Annotated in this window: 20 protein-coding genes and 1 pseudogene; 12 read left to right on the forward strand and 9 right to left on the reverse strand. The window is 48.6% G+C overall.

The annotated features are described in order from the left end of the window. Positions 1-97: 97 nt before the first annotated feature. The 6 genes and pseudogenes from H5715_RS20635 to H5715_RS15695 form a co-directional block, all read left to right on the forward strand. Complete coding sequence (locus H5715_RS20635) at positions 98-448, forward strand: CPBP family glutamic-type intramembrane protease (RefSeq protein WP_425506998.1); 351 nt, start codon at positions 98-100, stop codon at positions 446-448. 133 nt (positions 449-581) lie between these two features. Next, positions 582-761: a hypothetical protein gene (locus H5715_RS15675; protein ID WP_075188162.1), complete on the forward strand. Its 180-nt coding sequence runs from the start codon at positions 582-584 to the stop codon at positions 759-761. A gap of 189 nt (positions 762-950) precedes the next feature. Further along, positions 951-1,499 carry a cysteine hydrolase family protein gene (locus H5715_RS15680; RefSeq protein ID WP_083608269.1) on the forward strand — a complete coding sequence of 183 codons (549 nt, stop codon included), beginning with the start codon at positions 951-953 and terminating at the stop codon, positions 1,497-1,499. A 286-nt stretch (positions 1,500-1,785) separates the two neighbouring features. After that, complete coding sequence (locus H5715_RS15685; protein WP_075188160.1) at positions 1,786-2,565, forward strand: SIMPL domain-containing protein; 780 nt, start codon at positions 1,786-1,788, stop codon at positions 2,563-2,565. 154 nt (positions 2,566-2,719) lie between these two features. Then, a complete protein-coding gene (locus H5715_RS15690) occupies positions 2,720-3,184 on the forward strand; it encodes an RDD family protein (protein ID WP_075188159.1) in 465 nt (154 codons plus the stop codon). Positions 3,185-3,608: 424 nt separating this feature from the next. Then, a pseudogene (locus H5715_RS15695) lies at positions 3,609-4,088 on the forward strand (outer membrane beta-barrel protein); the annotation flags it as partial. A gap of 67 nt (positions 4,089-4,155) precedes the next feature. Here H5715_RS15695 and H5715_RS15700 read toward each other — a convergent pair. Beyond that, positions 4,156-5,229 (reverse strand): MBL fold metallo-hydrolase, encoded by a 1,074-nt coding sequence (locus H5715_RS15700; protein WP_246434794.1) that lies wholly within the window; start codon positions 5,227-5,229, stop codon positions 4,156-4,158. 156 nt (positions 5,230-5,385) lie between these two features. Here H5715_RS15700 and H5715_RS15705 point away from each other — a divergent pair, with 156 nt between their 5' ends. Then, on the forward strand, positions 5,386-6,009 hold the full coding sequence (locus H5715_RS15705; protein ID WP_075188157.1) for a TetR/AcrR family transcriptional regulator: 624 nt from the start codon (positions 5,386-5,388) through the stop codon (positions 6,007-6,009). 78 nt (positions 6,010-6,087) lie between these two features. On the opposite strand, the gene H5715_RS15710 is transcribed toward H5715_RS15705, so the two are convergent. The 8 genes from H5715_RS15710 to H5715_RS15745 all read right to left on the reverse strand — a co-directional run bounded on the left by H5715_RS15710 (position 6,088) and on the right by H5715_RS15745 (position 13,628). After that, a complete protein-coding gene (locus H5715_RS15710) occupies positions 6,088-7,254 on the reverse strand; it encodes a DUF4785 domain-containing protein (RefSeq protein WP_075188156.1) in 1,167 nt (388 codons plus the stop codon). An 11-nt stretch (positions 7,255-7,265) separates the two neighbouring features. Continuing rightward, positions 7,266-8,132, reverse strand: coding sequence for a hypothetical protein (locus H5715_RS15715; RefSeq protein ID WP_075188155.1), 867 nt, complete (start codon positions 8,130-8,132; stop codon positions 7,266-7,268). Between the two features lie 1,157 nt (positions 8,133-9,289). Continuing rightward, on the reverse strand, positions 9,290-9,730 hold the full coding sequence (locus H5715_RS15720; protein WP_083608267.1) for a PaaI family thioesterase: 441 nt from the start codon (positions 9,728-9,730) through the stop codon (positions 9,290-9,292). A gap of 27 nt (positions 9,731-9,757) precedes the next feature. After that, the gene (locus tag H5715_RS15725; RefSeq protein WP_075188154.1) at positions 9,758-10,588 is read right to left on the reverse strand and encodes an MBL fold metallo-hydrolase; all 831 of its coding nucleotides are present in this window, start codon (positions 10,586-10,588) and stop codon (positions 9,758-9,760) included. Between the two features lie 33 nt (positions 10,589-10,621). Continuing rightward, entirely contained in the window at positions 10,622-11,557 is a 936-nt protein-coding gene (locus H5715_RS15730; RefSeq protein ID WP_221892305.1) for an ATP-binding protein, read from the reverse strand. Positions 11,558-11,580: 23 nt separating this feature from the next. After that, the gene (locus H5715_RS15735) at positions 11,581-12,597 is read right to left on the reverse strand and encodes a P-loop NTPase (protein ID WP_221892306.1); all 1,017 of its coding nucleotides are present in this window, start codon (positions 12,595-12,597) and stop codon (positions 11,581-11,583) included. Continuing rightward, complete coding sequence (locus tag H5715_RS15740) at positions 12,578-13,192, reverse strand: hypothetical protein (RefSeq protein WP_075188153.1); 615 nt, start codon at positions 13,190-13,192, stop codon at positions 12,578-12,580. The genes H5715_RS15735 and H5715_RS15740 overlap by 20 nt, the downstream gene beginning before the upstream one ends. A 52-nt stretch (positions 13,193-13,244) precedes the next feature. Next, the gene (locus H5715_RS15745) at positions 13,245-13,628 is read right to left on the reverse strand and encodes a NifB/NifX family molybdenum-iron cluster-binding protein (RefSeq protein ID WP_075188152.1); all 384 of its coding nucleotides are present in this window, start codon (positions 13,626-13,628) and stop codon (positions 13,245-13,247) included. Positions 13,629-13,817: 189 nt separating this feature from the next. Between H5715_RS15745 and H5715_RS15750 the strand changes: the two genes are divergently transcribed. The 5 genes from H5715_RS15750 (at position 13,818) to H5715_RS15770 (ending at position 18,100) form a co-directional block, all read left to right on the forward strand. Further along, positions 13,818-15,182, forward strand: coding sequence for a sigma-54 interaction domain-containing protein (locus H5715_RS15750; RefSeq protein WP_075188151.1), 1,365 nt, complete (start codon positions 13,818-13,820; stop codon positions 15,180-15,182). A 176-nt stretch (positions 15,183-15,358) separates the two neighbouring features. Continuing rightward, complete coding sequence (locus H5715_RS15755) at positions 15,359-15,706, forward strand: NifB/NifX family molybdenum-iron cluster-binding protein (RefSeq protein WP_075188150.1); 348 nt, start codon at positions 15,359-15,361, stop codon at positions 15,704-15,706. A 115-nt stretch (positions 15,707-15,821) separates the two neighbouring features. Continuing rightward, entirely contained in the window at positions 15,822-16,184 is a 363-nt protein-coding gene (locus tag H5715_RS15760; protein WP_075188173.1) for a NifB/NifX family molybdenum-iron cluster-binding protein, read from the forward strand. 66 nt (positions 16,185-16,250) lie between these two features. After that, a complete protein-coding gene (locus H5715_RS15765; protein WP_075188149.1) occupies positions 16,251-16,802 on the forward strand; it encodes a disulfide bond formation protein B in 552 nt (183 codons plus the stop codon). A gap of 587 nt (positions 16,803-17,389) precedes the next feature. After that, positions 17,390-18,100, forward strand: coding sequence for a DUF2799 domain-containing protein (locus tag H5715_RS15770; protein WP_075188147.1), 711 nt, complete (start codon positions 17,390-17,392; stop codon positions 18,098-18,100). Positions 18,101-18,157: the final 57 nt, after the last annotated feature.

Raw genomic sequence — 18,157 nt, forward strand, 5'->3', positions numbered from 1 at the left:
CACGCCAAGGGCAGAAAACGCGCTCCGCGGGGCCGACGTTTCGTTCACCGCGGGGCTTGGGCTTGATCGTGAATAGTCTAATTACTCCTTTTTGTTGTTGGCTATATTTTTACTATTTCTGTATCACGCTTCAGTGCCGGGGATTGACGTGGAGATTATGTTTGGGGGCGTTTTTCTCTTGGTTTTGAGTAAGGCCACTGTGTTTTCCGGTTTAAAATTGTCCGGCGCAAAAATCACTGTGGCATGTGTTTTCATATCGATTTTGTTTGGCCTTGCTTACGGCATACAATTTACTCGCCGTACTGTCGGGTTTAGCCCTATTATAACGTTCGCTACGGGAGGTATCGGCTTTTGCTTTGTTTGGCGTCGTCAGCTAACGGGCAGCCTTGTTTTACCTATTATCATTCACAATGTTGCCAATTTATCTGTAGTCTATACGCTCACATAACCAGGGCATTCGCCGAGTAATATCTACAGGCGCAGTACTTTGGTTTTATGCTAGCAACCAATTTTTATTGCAATTGATTCACTATGTTCCATTAATTTTTTCTAAAGCTAATGGAATATAAAGGGGGTATCTAATGTACATAAAATTTGTCATCATTCTTGGCGCGATCGTTTTACTCGCCTGCACGTCTTTTGCGGCGCTAAACCTCGAAAGCTCCGATACCTGGATAAGCATTTGGGTCCCGTTCGTTATTGCGGGCACAGGTCTTTGCTTATTTGGTGCGATAGCGCACTTACTTGGCCATAAGAAGTAGCCACTTTCTTGTTGAAAACGACAGAGCATTTTCCACCAGCTCGCCGGTAGTTGTCGATGGTAAAGGTCGGAAGTATTTCAACTATCGACTATACATGCCGTGTGGCTGAATATTATGCGCGCTATTTGCGGGTGATGGCGTTGCTAATCGGCACAGCTAAATCGTTGGATTAACAGAGGAATTAAGCACGTGATTGCCTTAGTCGTCATAGATCAGCAAAAGGGCATAGACCACCCAAAGCTGGGTAAGCGTAATAACCCAAATGCCGAAGAGGAAATTCTGCGTATTCTTGATCTATGGCGAGCTAACAGATGGCCAGTTTTTCACGTAAAGCATCAGTCAAAAGATCGTGATTCGGTCTTTTGGCCGGAGCAAGACGGGTTTGATGTAAAGAGCGAGTTTCAGCCAATCGAGGGTGAAAAAACAATTGAAAAGTTGGTTCCCTGTGCGTTTACGAACAATACCCTTGCAGCCGAGCTACAAGGGCTTGGAATCAGTGAGATAGCGTTGGTCGGCGTTGCCACCAATAATTCAGTAGAGGCCACCGCCAGAACGGGCGGGAACCTGGGTTATAGGGTTTATGTTATCGAAAATGCGTGCTTTACCTTTGCTAAACCAGATTATTTCGGTGTAGATCGAACCGCTCAGGAGGTGCATGCAATGTCACTGGCAAACCTTAATGGCGAGTATGCATCGGTAATTGATAGCTCCCAGTTGGTCAGAATGGTAACCGCGTAAAATTTCCCGCTATACCGCAACGCTCTCTGTTTAGCCGCGACAACCTTTAACGGTATTCCCATATTCTACCAAATCCAATACCGAAAGCCCGCCCCTATGAAGCACACCACCGCTATAGATGCCCGGTTATTGTATTTGCGCTAGATCGACCTTAAGGTGTTTAATTCGATACAGCTAAGGCGCTGACATTTTTCAATAGACAAGTAATCTAGCCGTCACAGCTGTACGCAAAGCTATGCTTGCTAGGTAAAACAAAAATCGAAAACTATTAGAGGAAGAACATAGAATGTTTAGGTACTGGATTGTTGTTACTTTTATGCTATTCACTGCGATCGTTCAAGCAAATCCGCTTCCCGATAAGCCTCATATTTATGTGGAAGGTAGCGCTGAAATTGATGTAATGCCAGATCTTGCAACTTTCGTCGTTTACCTGGAAAGCGTTGGCGTAAACGCTGAAAAGCCCAAGAGCGATATCGATAAGAAGTCTGTAGCACTTATTACGCTATGTAAAAAATTGGGCATTGACGTTGCCGATGTAGCCGCGAGCGGTATTCGAATACATAAACAATATGAGTATGAAGAGAAATTTCGCAAAGAAGTTTACGTAGGGGTTAACGTATCAAGATCTGTAGAGATCACCCTAAAGGATATTTCAAAATACAAAACAGTCATGCACGAATTGGTCACTTCGAATATTTCAGCGAATATAAGCACTTCGCTAAGCCTAAGCAACGCAAAATTATTTACAGATAAGGCGTTATCGTCGGCGTTAATAGATGCAACGGAGCGGGCACAAGCTATCGCGTCTTTACAGAATGTAAAACTTGGCAAAGTCTATTCTGTGAGTGAATTCAACCTTCGCCAGCCCGAACGTTACTTGCTTAGAGCATCGAGGCAGATCCAAGGGCAGTCTAGCGCAGCAATACGAGCAGAGGATATTGGCTCTTTTTCTGATCAGGATTCGTTCAATTCTTCGCAGAGAGTCGCGGGTAAAACAGTTGATCCATTTGATGCCGGTAGTATGAAAGCTATTGCGCAAGTTTACGTGGTTTTCCTGGTGAAATAGCTGCTACCCGAGCTCCGGCTTGGGTGATACCCAAAACCCCAATAGATTAACTGACAAATGCGTTATTCAAACATTAAGAAACCATGCTTTCTGAATTTACCACACCATAAAATGGTTAAAGTTTAATTGCATAAAAAAAACTATAGGATTTAGAATGGAAGACACAAATACGATTTATACGGCTCCGGATAGTAATTTAAAAACTGAAGAGCAAGAAATAGACGATGTTTTTCCCGCTTCGGCTGGGCTACGGTTGGCCAATATGTTCATTGACTATATAGCTTATTTGGCCTTGATGTTTGTTTTCGCCATATTAGCCGGTACTCTGTTTGGAGCACCTGCCGTGAACGCCATCGAAAAAGTGCCAGAATTTCTATTGGGCTTACCCATTTACCTGCTGTATTACTTGATTCTGGAATCCACTACCTCTAGAACCTTAGGGAAATTGATCACAGGAACCAAGGTGGTAAATCAACAGGGTTTGACACCGTCTTTCGTCCAGATAGTTGGGCGCACGTTCTGCCGCTTGATCCCATTTGAAATTTTTTCTTTTTTGGGTGACGAGACGGTCGGTTGGCACGATAGCTTCTCAAAAACACGGGTGGTTAAATGCCGGTAGCTTTCCATAAAGTGCTGCATTAAGAAAGCGGATGGCCGTTAGCAGAAACTGCAGCGAAACGCAGCCCGACCATACCCCGCCGTCGCGTGGTTACTATTGTAATTTCAGCGCATTAAAAAATGGATGGATTGCTCATTCGTTGAGACCTGCAATATTACCAACCAAGCTTTCCCTTATCTGTACGCTGACGGTGAAAAGCCCATTATACCTTTGCTAGAAAGAGAGTAAGCATCTATATTCTATGCTTGGATTAATTCTAAGTTGAAATTCTTTAGCCACCATTCCTGGTGATTCGAGGGTGAACACATGTCAACTCCCATACTAGAGCTGAATCAAACAAATCAAGCGAGCATGGGAAAAATAAGGTCAATCATGAAGTCACGCCTACAAAATGTTCTAATTTGTATTTTGCACCAAAGCCTACGGAGATATTCTCAATTCCAAATCGTATGTGGGAATTAACTTAGCGGAGCTAAATTACCAGCATGTGGGCATGGATGAATTATCTTTGTCTTCAGCATATGCAAGATTTGGTGCTTCCTTTGGTAAATATGCCGCACTGGAGTGGCGGCTTGGTTCCGGGCTTGAGGGCGACAATCAAAATATATATGGGTATCGAGTCAAACAAGAGGCTGATATCTACTACGGTGCCTACTTTATTGGGGGAGTACCCATCTCAAAAACCCTCTACCCATATATTCTTTTAGGATATACACAGTGTGATCTTAAGGTAAGTATAGATACAGACGCGATCAAGTTAGATTATTCCGATATCACTTTGGGCATTGGGCTAAATGTAACGCTGCAACAGAACCTTGTATTAAATGCTGAATATACGAGATACATTTACACTGATGAGTTTGAGTTGACTGCGCCGTCTATTGGACTAACGTATTTCTACTAGAGGTTATAAGAGTAAGTGTATATTTGGAAGGTAAAGCCGAAACCGACTTTACCTTCCATTAACAGCGTTACAGTGCTTCTGCCTGTGTCAGTGTTTGCTTCACAGTGCCAGCATCCTCTTCCCACCAGGCCAGGGTGGTGGGAATATTATTGAGCGTAATGACCTGCCCCATTATCGGGGTCAGCAGGGATACACCCCCTTGTTTCGCCAGCGCGCTTATTCGTTGCAATGGCTCGTACCAGCTGTGAAAGGCGAGATCAAATGTGCCGTTGTGTATTGGCATCATGTGCGCTCCGCCTAGATCTTTATGGGCCTGCAAGCTTTGCTCTGGTGTCATGTGTATGCTCGACCAGTCTTTATCGTAAGCGCCCGCTTCGATCATTGTTAATGCGAATGGGCCAAACCGTTCGCCAATATCTTTAAAGCCGGAAAAATAACCTGAATCGCCACTAAAAAACAATGTGTTGTCGGGCGTTTCAATAACGTAGGACGCCCACAAAGTTTTATTTTTGTCTAACATGTTGCGGCCAGAGAAATGCTGCGCGGGCGTGGCGGTGATTTGTATGTTTTGAATCTTGGCCGATTCCCACCAGTCCAATACCTGAATATTTTCGGCAGGAACTTTCCATTTGAGCAGGTGCCTGTCAACGCCCATAGGCACAATAAAGTGTTTTACCGATCGCGCGAGCGACTTAATGCTTGCTTCATCCAAATGGTCGTAGTGATCATGGGAAATCAATACGCCGTCAATATCGGGCAAATCTTCAAGTGAGATGGGAGTGGGGTGAAAACGTTTGGGCCCTAGAAAGCTGAAAGGCGACGCGCGTTCGCTAAAGACCGGATCAATCAACCACTTCTTACCGCCAATGTTCAAGAACACACTAGAATGCCCCAAGCGTATAACGGTATCGGAATCTTTCGGCAGTTGCTCCAGATGCTCTGCGCTGAGAATACTAAGCGGAATTTTCTGCCGCGGTGCGACATCTACACGCTTTTCGGTCACGTATCGAAAGAGTATCGGAAATAGTTTTCCATTTTCGGCAAAATTCGGATCTGTGTTCTTAAAGCCGTCTCCGGCGTTATAGTGCGCCGCGCGAGAATACTCTGCGCCAGCGGCTTCTTCCGAAGAAGCGGTTACCATTTTCACCACGAGGCCACCTATCAATAAAAGGGGTAGAACTGTTAAAAGTCGTTTCATATCTGCAACACAAGTAAACTGTACGGTGTAGTTTACCGGCTTTCTTTGAAAAGTAAACTGATCAGTGTAAAATTGCCACAAATTTAATGAAGTCTAAAAATGAACAAGCCCTGCATTGTGAAAAGAATCCTGACCCGCTCCGAGCAAAAGCGCGCAGCCATTGTGAATGCGGCGATGCTAGAGTTTCAAACTCGAGGTTTCCAGGCGAGTAATATGGACGATATCGCGCTGCGTGCGGAAGTTTCAAAGCGCACTGTTTACAACCACTTTCCCAGCAAAGACGCTTTGTTTGGAGCCATCATGGAAAAGATGGTTGAAATGTTACGCGACTTTGAGCATGTCCCGTTCTCTGCAGAAACTCCGCTGGAGCAACAGTTGCGACAATTGGTTTCCAATGAAATTTCATTGCTGCAAGCAGAAGGCTTTATCTCGTTAGCGCGGATGATTTTTGCGGAGACCATCCACTCGCCCAACTTGATTCAAACGGCGCTGCAGACATTCAACAAGCAGGAATCGCCAATCGCCAATTGGTTTAACGCGGCGGTAAAAGCAGGCGCACTTAAAGCGGAGCATCCCGATATTCTGGTGACTCAATTCACCGCTGTGATTAAATCGTTTTGTTTTTGGCCGCAGCTAATTGAAGGCGCTGCCTTTCCGGACAAAGAAAAAATTGCCTTGGTCTCTGATACGGTGGTGCAGATGATGTTGAAGCAGTACAGCTAAGCGATAGCTCGGGCGGGTAGGATTTGCCAACAATCTGGCCCGAAAAGGCCAGATTGTTGGCAAGTTAGAGCAGGGAGCTTACTTTAGTTCCCAGTGTCCTTTCTGGTTTTCAAGTACATGCATGCGCCCTTGATCCAACAATTGAACGCTGTACACCTCGTAGGGCGCTTTAAGACCAGACGCGGCCAATTGTGCTGGGTCGATTGCAACGTTCATTTCACGTGCACCAGCCTCCAGCCACTCGGCCTGATAGCTCAGCATTACGGGCTTTTGCTCGCCATCATAGTCCACACCATAGATCAGTGCGCGCGCCTCGTAACGACCGGACATTTCCACATTCAGCGCCAATGTTAAGCTGTTGGCGCCAGCTTCAACATCGACAAGATCAGCCGACTGCTGATAGATATCCGCAGCCACAACAGCAATACGCTCTACCGGTTCTTGGCGGGCATTAAGAACGGTTGAATGGACTTCAACCTGCCAAAGTTCACCCCGTGTGGAGCTTACATCGACATCGATAGGCCATGCCGTTTTAAAGCGACCATCGCGCATTTTGCCAGGCACCGCGTAACGCTTGCCTTTCGGTGATACCAGCACGGCAGACATGGACTCGACCGAGGATTTCTGCTCTGAGCTGACTTGAGCATCGATAGTCAGTGCTTCTGAACGCGCAAAACGAGTTTTGGGTGCGCTCACATTCAGCTCAATATCACTGTTTTTATCAAGTACATAAACCACAAACTCCTGGTCCTTGGCGGCATTACCATTCGCGCGCAAGTTAAAACGTCCACGCCCCATGTCGGGAGGAACGCGCATGGCATGTGCACGGCCATAGAGTTCTGGATGGCTTTCACGCAAGCCCTCGGTTTTACGATGCAATGCAATGGAGTCATCATCAACATTGCGGCGCTGTTTGCCGTTAGACAAGGTCATGCCCAGCGGTACCTTCTTTTGCAGAACGCGCTTACCCTTTTTAACACCATCGAGTGGTGATAGCTGAATCACCGCGTTATCTGCATCCAAGGTTAAATCGATACCTTTATTCAGCTGGTCTCCGGTAACCTTGCGGAAAAAGACACGGCTGCTACGCTGCACAGCTACATCCTCCAGATTAACTTTGGTATCAGGCTCCAGTTGCTGAACAAAAGTTACTTTTTCGCGGCTGGTTTTACCAACACTTTCACCGAAAGAATCCGACGCGAACCCCAAAACTACAAATATCAAACATACATTGATCAATTTCATGGCAGTTCACCTTAAATGTCGTTTCTTAGAATAACGTCTAAATTAAAACACTTGCGTCGGCTTTGGTTATGACTCAGAGGCTCTCCGCCCTTCGTCTTACTGGTATCGTTAAACCATAAGCTGCCGGCAGCCTTTTGCGACGAACAATTAATAAATCCATCGGAGCAATTGTCCAGCCAGGCTTGGGTTATCTCCAAACCGAGGTTTTGGGTGTAGCCACCACAATAGCTGTCTGAATCCCAAATGGCCGTTTCTACATCAGTACCGACAATACTCCAAAAACCAACCGGTAACGATGGACGACCAGAGGTACCCAGCAGCCAATTTTCGTTGTAATGAGCCATCCAGCTGGTTTGCTGCATGCGAACGGCATCACTCTGATATCCCATCAACCAACCCACAGCGGCCTCGAACTCATTACCCGCCATTACGGCGTCGGCCAGAGGCGTACCGGCACTGGTTGCAGCAATAACATTGACCCAGCGAGTGTTGTTAATAATGGTAGGGTAGCGGCTATCTTCGGTAGGGTTGGATAAAATCCAACGCATCACGTTTCCACCATTCGAATGGGTGATAATTACCAGGTCGTCGATATTTTTAGAGGTAATGAAATTATATAATTGTGTCGCCAAACAACCCGAAGCGGCGCTCGTCCACATGTATTGCTCGAAATCACAATTTACAACCAGCATATTATTTTGGTTGCTCAAACCCTGACGAATCGATTCCACCATATCCGATTGCCAGTAATCATTATAAGCATCCGTTTGGGCGCCTGTTCCGTGTACCAGTGCAACACCGGTTACCGCGAAAGCGTGTGTCGATAAACACAACGACAGCACCATACCAATCAAACTCAATTTTGATCTAGTTAGCATAGCTTTAATCACCTTTTTTTATGAAATTCGGGAACAATAAACGCTCCCAAAACGAGAACGCAGATAATAGGATCAATTTGGAACACACTCCCACCTATATTCACCCCATTGCATTAACCTGTTAACCAATTAACATTTACAACTTTCCAACCTAAAATTCCATTGAAATAATCGTTTACCTTAAAAACAATGAATTATCCAAACCCGATTTGTACAAAACAGTCCCAAACCACGCTTCAACAATCACTACCGTCTTCTTTACCTTTCTACAATTACCTGCTGCCAGCCAAAACGTAAAAAAGCATAAACCACTCTAAACCTTAGAGTTTGTATGCTTTCTAAAAGACGTTAAAATTAGTAACAACACTTTTTATCAACAATCACCTTTAGCCTACAAAGGCATAAAACAAGAAAATACAGGTATATTTCTATTATGTTATTAATTATTAGTAAAATAAAATCCATGGTGCTAGGCACCTAAAAACATTGTTAATTAATATGCCGAACGTTTAGATCGGAATAAAGGCAATACAAACTACCTATTGACGAAAACAATTCAACGTTTAATTTTGGCCTTAATTAAGCCGGTAACGCGGTATGCACTATACAAATAATGTATTACAAGTATTTGAATAGATAGCCGAACAACAGATCAACTGCGCGCATAGCTGAAACAATTTGTATTGTTACAAGTAAAATAAAATTGGCTACTTTTTTATTCGAACGTTAAAGAATCATAGTCAAATTATCATACTGGCGACATCTAGCTGCATAGCATGCCAAATAGCCGCAAACTAACGTCAGTATTCAAACGAATTGGGTAGCTAAACATCAGCCGATTTTGGATTATTTGTTACAGGCGCGCGTGAGCATTCCACTCGCTATTTTTATTTTTTAAAATCAAAGTCCTGCGAAGAGTACGAATGAAGGAAAATTAGAAATGAAAATAGTGAAAATAAAAATAGATGGGTGCCACACTCGGCAAGCCTGATCTATACACTCATACCTGGTTTTATTAAAAATATTTTTAGTGTTTTTCGCACATCCATTTTTTATTTTCTGAAATTCCACAGTGTTCGCAATCACGGCCGACCTGTTGCCCATATTTTATCTACCCTCAACACGGGAGGGCGAAGCACCAAGGCAAAGTGGGCTCTCTACTTCCGCAGAAATTTCGCTTCCGCATAGGCCATCAGCTGGCCGCTCACGTGTAATTCAGATTTCAGGCGGTACAGCGGCGATTTCGATGAGGTTATCCACGCACAGAGGCGGATATTTTGATCGCAGGGGACCGACACCAAAAACCGAATATGTAGATCTGCTGTCACCGCGGTGATGTTGTGGTGAAACAAACAGTGGGTCATTGCTGCATCGAGCATCATGGAAATTATGCCTCCGTGGAGGATGCCTCGATAACCCTGAAGCGCTCGATGCGGTTTGATATCGCCCTCGACGCGACCATTGCCAATATTGCGAAACGTGAGCCCCAGCGATAAGGCATTGCTGGCACCACAGGCAATGCAGTGGCTGTGACCATTGTGGTGGCCGCCGAAAGTCTGCTGCGATGCGCGGATAACGGGTTCGGTAATGGCTGTCATAGCAATACCACCTTGTGCTTTGCCGCTCTAAAACTGCAATACCGAGCCAACGCCCACGGCCTCGTATTGCGCGGGAAAGGCCTTCGATAAAGAGGCCATCGCCTGAAACCCGGTACAGTGGCAGGGGCTCAAGCGTTGAATGGGCAAGCGATGCAATTCCGCTAATGTCGATTGCATGCGCTGCGAATCGGCGTTTAGAAGGTGCATGCCGCCCAGTACGGCACAAACAGGTTTGTTATTGGTGAGTTTCTGAATGTAGTGCAGGGTATTGATAACGCCGGAATGCGCACAGCCCAGCACAACCACCGTGCCAGTTTCGGTCTCGATAAATACAGCCTGGTCATCCAGAATTTCATCGGGCACGCGGCATTCCTTATCTTTAAAAAAAGGTCCGCCGGTATCTTCATATTCGTTTGTTCGCGGAATAGGGCCGGTACACCACGCCTTTTCCGTTAATTGCGTAGGCTGTTCCACCCGGTAGATCTGTGCTTCACACTGGACAATCCCGGCAACGGGCTTCGACATTCCCACCTCGCGAGCCGTGCCGTCTGGATTGCGCGTATAGCGTGTACTCAAGGCATCGGGATGTAGAAAAACCGGGCGCCCCATTGTTCCCGCTAAGGCATCGGGCAAGCCGCTCGTGTGATCGTAGTGGCCGTGGCTCAGCACGATCGCATCGGCCGACACCAGGTTGATTCCCAGGTGTTGGGCATTATGTTTAAGCGCCAACCCCTGACCGGTATCAAAGAGAATTTTCTTGTCTCCTTCTTCGATCCAGAACGACAGCCCATGCTCTGCCAGCAAGCCGCGACCCTTTGCGCTGTTTTCCGTCAATACCGTGATGTTTAGATTCGACAAAACTAACTTCTCCCCAGGTGCTAACCTTTTTGGCTAGTGTTGCAACAACTGTGATTCGATGGATGCCCAGACCTGGCGTATATCCTGCGCGCAGCCTTCAGAGGTGTAATCGACAATGCTACGCCCTTTAATTTGCGCCTCCGTCACCACACGGTCGTAGCGCACCCGCCCCACCACAGGGATCTTCCGGCGCTGCGCGGCGCTCTCGATTAGCGACGTTAGCTCGGTATTAATATCCCATTTATTAATACACACCAGTGTGGGAATGGCTAAATGTTTCGCCACATCGGCAACGCGCTCTAGATCGTGCAAGCCGCTAAGGCTCGCTTCGGTCACAATAACAACCAGATCAGCGCCGGTGAGGGAGGCGATGACGGGGCAGCCAATGCCGGGTGAGCCATCGGTCAGGATCAATTCCACCTCGTGTTTTTCGGCCTCTAGCCTGGCCTGCGCACGCACCACCCCCACCAGTTTGCCCAGGTTTTCCTCGGCGACACCCAGCTTGGCATGGACCATAGAGCCGTAGCGGGTGCTGGAAACAAACCACTGGCCGTTAATAGCCGGTTTGAAATCAATGGCTTCGGCGGGGCAAAACCAGGCGCACACGCCGCACCCTTCGCAGGCGATAGGATCGATATGATAGCTCTCGCTGCGATCACCGTTTACCGCTGCCTCAACCCTAATGGCATCGAAACGGCAAAGGTCAACGCAGTCACCACAGCCCAGGCAACGTTCAGCGTCGATAGCTGCGCGCTTGCCGCCAGAGAAGTTAGTCCGCTGCGTGACCATGTGATCAACGACAAAATGAAGGTTTGAAGCATCGGCATCGCAGTCCGCCAGAACCACGTTTTTGGCCAGCGAGGCAAAGGATGCAACCAGGGAGGTTTTTCCCGTTCCGCCCTTGCCGCTGATAACAACAATCTCCTGCATAACGCTACTACCTCGCAAACCACCATAAGAAGAAAACAACCGAGCCGCCTTGCTTCACCCGCTTAGCTGGTTGGCTCTGCAACACCGGCCAAGCTGTCCAACAGCTTCTTAAAAGCCGTTCCGTATTCGGGAATAGCGTCGCAGACCATCAAGCCCTGAGAATTCAGCTCTGCAATACGGCGGTCATCGGGAATAGAGGCGAGAATGCGAATATCGTGCGCGAAGCAGAAGTTCTCCGTTTCGCGGTCGTTGCTACCGGCGCGGTTAATGACCACGCCAAACGGCACCTGAATGGCGCAGAGCATATCAACGGCAAGTTTGAGATCGTGTAGCCCGAAGGGGGTTGGCTCGGTTACCAGCACAACATAGTCCACGTCGCGCACGCTCTCAACTACAGGGCAGGCCGTTCCCGGCGGAGCATCAATAATCAGCAAGTCTACCGGGGCGATGGCTTCCTTGGCCTGACGGATCACCGGAGGACTCAGCACTTCGCCGATATTGAGTTCGCCCTGAGCAAAATGTATCTGGCCGGATCTGCCCACGTCAATCCGACCAATTTGTCGCGAAGTTTCGGTCACCGCGCCGCTGGTGCATACACGCCAGCAACCTCCGCAGCCGTGGCAGAGATCTGGAAATGTCAGCACTTTTTCGTTGATTACGACGATCGCGCCGAACTGGCAAATCTGACCGCAAAGCCCGCAGGCGTTACATTTGCTCACATCCACTTTGGGCACTGCAACGCTGGCGGGTTTGGTATGGAGGATCTCGGGTTTTAAAAAGAGCGCTGCGTTGGGCTCCTCAACGTCGCAATCCACAAACCCGACCCGCAGCGCTCCCGTTGACGCCACATGCGCCAAGTTTGTCGCAACGGTGGTTTTGCCGGTACCGCCCTTTCCGCTGGCGACGGCAACTCGCATTGCTCCACGCGACAAGCTATTGCCAGCAACACTCGGAAAATAGGGCGTTTGCGGCTGCTCACATCCAAAGAACGCGCACTCACTGGCCGAAGCCAGTCCTTCTTTGTGCTGCACCGCACTGGCAGAGCAGTGTAAGCCGATATTAATGTTTGGGTTGTTCACTTCTAACCCTCGAAAACAGGAGTGGAAAAACAATATCGCTCGTACAGCAGGGCACCCACACGGCAAGGAAGAGGAATACTGCGATAACAATGGTCTCGGTTATCGCTATCCCGGCTCCCATAGCCATTACAATATGGAACAGCGAGGCCCAGGTACTGAGCAGCACATGTCCGGCGTGGGGGAGCCGAGTCGTCGGCTGAAAAAAGGCACTTGCAATACCAAGCAGGGCCACTGGCGTAACCAGTTTCCACTGCTCCACCACTCCCAGGTGGAGCCCCCGGTTGGGCAGATCCAGCAGTACCTCGCCGATAAAGGGAATAACGCTATCACTCAAGGTGGCGATGCCCACCGAACCAAAATAGCCAACTAACAAAGTCTGCCACACGCCCCGGTTGCCCTGCAGGCGATACAACCCAGCGGTCACAACAGCGCTGAGGAACACATGGGAAAGATGCAGGCCCCAGAAAAATGTCGTAGATAGCTCTCGCGACATACCAGTGGTGCTAATAAAAATAACCAGCAAAATGCCCGTTACCGCCCCGAACAGGGTAAACGGCGCGTGCAACCGCAACTCCACAACGATCGTTTTCAACATCAAATTTTTGTAATCCTGTTAATTCCAAATGATCTGCACCGGCTGGCCCTCGCTAATGCCGCGGCTTGTTCTGCTGTCGGCAGTGCCTGCGCCGTCTGTGCCCGCTACAACCCGGCATCAAGCAACTCTCATGCTGAAGCCGGTCTTTTAAAAAGGCGCCTAGGACTTGCTCAATCTCACCACAGGTCTGGGCAATCACCTCAATTCCCTCGCGAATTAGCGCATCTTCATAGGGTCTGGAAATCGCCCCGCAAATCAACACATCGACATCGGCAGCCGCCAGCGAGTGGGCGAGCGTGCGCGCATTACCGTTCTCAATTCTGATATTTTGACGATCAATAATGGAACCCTGATCCAGTCCGACCAGCACTAGGGTGTCTGCGACATCAAGAACCGGGGAAACCTGGTTTTGCCAATGGGGGATTGCCAATCTCATAACGAAAGCACTCTTAGCTACAAGCATGTCACAGCAGTTAACATGCCATCGACCCAAAAGCCCCTTAACCCCGGCAAGCTGCGCCTCCCGCCGCGAATACGCTGGCCGTAGTCGGGCATATTGCAATACAATGCCATTTATAGGTTGGCAAATTGCCAGTTTATAAATCCTTCTTGTGCGAGCTTACTTATGTCGAACCTCATACCTGCCAGCCAAAGGGAAAACGCCATTCTCGATTCCGTGAATGAGGGTGTATTTACAGTCGATCAGGATTGGCGCATCACCGCGTTTAACGCCGCCGCCGAGCGTATTACCCGCATCAGTCGTGAGGCCGCCATCGGCAAGCGCTGCTGTGATGTCTTCCGTGCGAATATCTGTGAAAAAGACTGCGTACTGCGACGAACAATCTCCAGCGGCAAGCCCGTGCTCAACGCTATGGCGTATATCGTTAACAGTGAAGGCGAGCAGATTCCCATCCGCATTTCTACCGCCTTGCTGAAAGATAACGCCGGCAATATCGTTGGCGGTGTCGAGACTTTTCAAGATCTGACGGTAGTTGAGCAATTGCGCAAGGAGCTGCATGCGCGCTTTACCTTTGAAGATATTATTGGCCGCAGCGCCCCCATGAAGCAGTTGTTCGAACTGGTTCCGCTGGTGGCCGAAAGCAACAGTACCGTGTTGATTGAAGGCCCCAGCGGCACGGGTAAAGAATTATTTGCACGCGCGATACACAACCTCTCCCCACGGCGAACAAAACCCTTTATTGCCGTTAACTGCGCGGCGCTGCCCGATACCCTGCTGGAAAGCGAACTGTTCGGCCACAAGGCCGGCGCCTTTACCGATGCCCGACGGGACAAACCGGGGCGCTTTGCCCTAGCGGAGGGTGGAACCATCTTCCTCGACGAGATTGGCGATATTTCTCCCGCCATGCAGGTGCGCCTGCTACGCGTTCTACAGGAGAGAGTTATTGAGCCCTTGGGCGGCGTAAAAGCGCTCGCCATCGATGTGCGTGTTATCGCGGCCACCAACAAAACCCTGCAAAAGGAAGTGCGCGCCGGGCGCTTTCGCGATGATTTGTACTACCGTATTCGCGTCGTCCACCTGCTGCTTCCCGGCCTCAAACAACGACGCGAAGACATCCCACTGCTTGTGGACTATTTGATTACAAAGTTCAATCGCCTGCAGGGCAAGGATATCGCCGGCGTTTCAAACGAAGTAATGGCGCGCCTGATGGAGCACGACTACCCGGGCAATGTGCGGGAGCTGGAGAATATTATCGAACAGGCCTTTGTGCTCTGCCGTGGCGGCATGCTTCACTTGAACCATCTGCCACCCGAGCTGCGACCCACTTCCGCACACAGCCCGGAAAGCAGCCAGCCCATGAGCCTGTCGGAAATAGAAAAAGTCTTTATCAGCGAAGCCCTGCAACGCAACCAGGGAAACCGCAAGCAGACAGCCCTGGATCTGGGCATAAACGTCAGCACCCTGTTCCGCAAGATACGTAATCTGTCGATTGAACTTCCGACAAAAGACGGGCGTAGCGAAAACAGTTAATCGTGCAAATTACGCGATTCCATCGACCAACCGGCAGTCGCTTTTCCCTGGGAGCCTAAGCGTAACCCCCGTCATAGCAGCGCTCTGCGCTACATTCTCCGGCGATCCATAAGCCTGGCGCCTTTCTTGCTCTATACACATTGTTTCGTGTAGTTGGGCAAAGAAAGGCGTGATTTATGAAAATTGCCATTACCTCTCAAGACCGTTCAGACCTAAACACCGCCATCGAACCGCGCTTCGGGCGCGCCCGCTGGATTGTTGTGTACGACACCGAGTCGAATGAGTTCTCGGCTGTCGACAACCAGCAAAATGTCGATGCCGCCCAAGGTGCAGGCGTGCGGGCAGCGCGTGATGTTGCAGAACTCGGCGTGCAGGCGGTTATCACCGGTCAGGTCGGCCCCAAAGCATTTACCACACTGCAGGCCGTCGGCGTATCCGTTTTTACCGGTGCCACCGGCACTGTGGCCGACGCCATTAACCAATTCAAAGCGGGCCAGCTTATACGCAAGGAAAGCCCAGGTTGAACAGCGAACGGAATCTTCTCGCTCCTCTTCGGCAGCTGGATGAAAACGGGCTTGCCCAGCCACCCTCAAGATTATGTATTCATTCAAAAAAAACGCTATCAAGGATAAACACAACATGATTATTGCCATCCCGACTATCGATCAAAAGATTTGTATGCACTTTGGTCATTGCGAGCAGTTTGCAATGGCGGAAGTTGATGAGGAGAAACAATCGATTATCCATATAGACTATCAAAAACCACCGGCGCATGAACCTGGTCTACTGCCGCGCTGGCTTAACGAAAAAGGCGCGAACCTTATTATTGCTGGTGGTATCGGCAAGCACGCACAAACCCTGCTTGCCGAGAACAATATAAAAGTCATTGTTGGCGCAAAGGACGGAACCCCAGAAGCCATTGTGGCGGCCTATTTTAATCAGACGCTAACAACCGACAAAAATCTTTGCGATGAACATTCACCCGCTAAGAAGTGCCAGTAAAGGCGCTAGAGACGCCGAATGTAGACCTATCAACCTAACCCATAACGGCTATATAGAGACACTAACATGAGCACAGATTCACATGGCAGCCTTCCGCTGCCCTCCATTCGATTTACCAATTTGTTTATCGTTGCAGCCTGTACCTTTGCCGTATTTACCGCCGTTTTATATTTTCAGAAAATGTTGCAACTCACCCCATGCCCTCTGTGCATAACGCAACGTGTCTTTATTATGATGATCGGTTTTACCGCCTTCGCCGCGTTTGCACATCACCCAAAATATTTAGGGCGCCGTGTTTATGCCAGCATGGGGTTTATCGTTGCCGTGATCGGCAGCGGTATTTCAGCACGACACATATGGTTACAAAATTTGCCCGAAGAATTGGTACCCGCCTGTGGCCCTGGCCTGACCTACATGTTTGAGACAATGCCGTTATTCGATGCACTTAAAGTACTTTTCCAGGGTGATGGTGATTGCGCAGAAACTGTCTGGTCGCTTTTCAGTATCAGTATTCCCGGCTGGACGCTAATAGCGTTTGCCGGTTTAGCCACCGTGAATATTTGGCAGTTTGTACGAAATGACAGAAGGGATTTAGTGCTCGCGGCTGTAGTCGACTAGCCGCTTTGTCAAAACGTAAGCGAGGCCGCTTTAAGTACTGAACCCGCACCACTTTCAGCGAACCTGCAGAAAGAGGCTGTTGGCGATCGGCTAAACAATCGCGGCACACCTAAGGATGAAAAATGAAATCTAAACGAAGCAGAAATTTAGGGCCAGAAGGCCGATGTGTTTGTCCAAAATGCAACCATATTTTAAACCACCGCGCAGGCGTTCCCTGCCAAGAAGAACAGTGCCCGAACTGTGGCAGCAAGCTACTACGCGAAGGCTCCTTTCACCACGACATGTTCTTAAGGAAAAAAGTGAAAGTTGAATCAGAAAAGGCCTAAAGAATGATTGCCCAACAATGCCGCTGAAAAATGCGGCTTAACAATGCAAAACATAATACCGACCTTTTTCCGCCCCTTTAACCAAAGAGGCAGGCCCCCAACGCGTGGCCCCGCTAGCAACCGAGACTAGATAGGGCCCTTGTCCCGAGAAGTACAGAACTCCTGCTGTTTGATGTAAACATCGCTAACAAGCATAGTATGGGCCCTATTAAACGCCTAAACTTACAGATGACGCTCAGCAACAGGATAAAAACGTAAACCATGAAAAAACATATTCTTTATTCCCTTATGATGCTGCTCTCTGGTTGCGCCAGCATGAACAAAGATGAATGCCAGCTAGCCGATTGGCAAGCGGTGGGCTACCAACATGGTGCACGAGGGCAAAATGCCACCGCGTTTGAACAATACCAAAAAGATTGTTCAAAACATAAAATCAAAGCGGATTTTAACGCTTTCAAACACGGCCACCAACTCGGCCTAAACGACTACTGCACCCTCGAGGGCGGCGTAGCAAACGGCAGAGTCGGCGCAAACTATAACAATCAGTGCCCCAGCAATCGCTACCCCAACTTCGCGAAAGGTTACCGGTCCGGCTTGGTTCAATACTGCACGTATGAGAGTGGCTATAATTTGGGCCAACAGGGTCAGTCTGCCAACAGCAATTGTCTTCAAGTGAAATCCGCTGATTTTGAGACGGGCCACGCAGATGGCTATGCCAAGTTTGAAGTTAGTCAGGCCATAAATGAGCTTGAAAATGAGCTGCTTGCACTAAACGAAAAAATTCAAATGGCCGCTGATCATATCGCCGATGCCGAAGCCGTTATTGTTAGCGAGACCAGTGTTCCAGAAACACGCAAGCAAGCGCTGGAGGACATCAAGTACTACAAAAATGAACAGCATCAGCTGGATTACGAGTACCATAAAATTGAAAAGAAACTCTCTCGGCTACAAACTCGTTTAAACAGAATGTAGCGGGAATATACGATTTTAAGCTTTGTATCACGGTAGAATTCTATATATCTCTAGCGT

Origin of the sequence: Teredinibacter haidensis, from assembly GCF_014211975.1 — a bacterium.
Classification (GTDB): domain Bacteria; phylum Pseudomonadota; class Gammaproteobacteria; order Pseudomonadales; family Cellvibrionaceae; genus Teredinibacter; species Teredinibacter haidensis.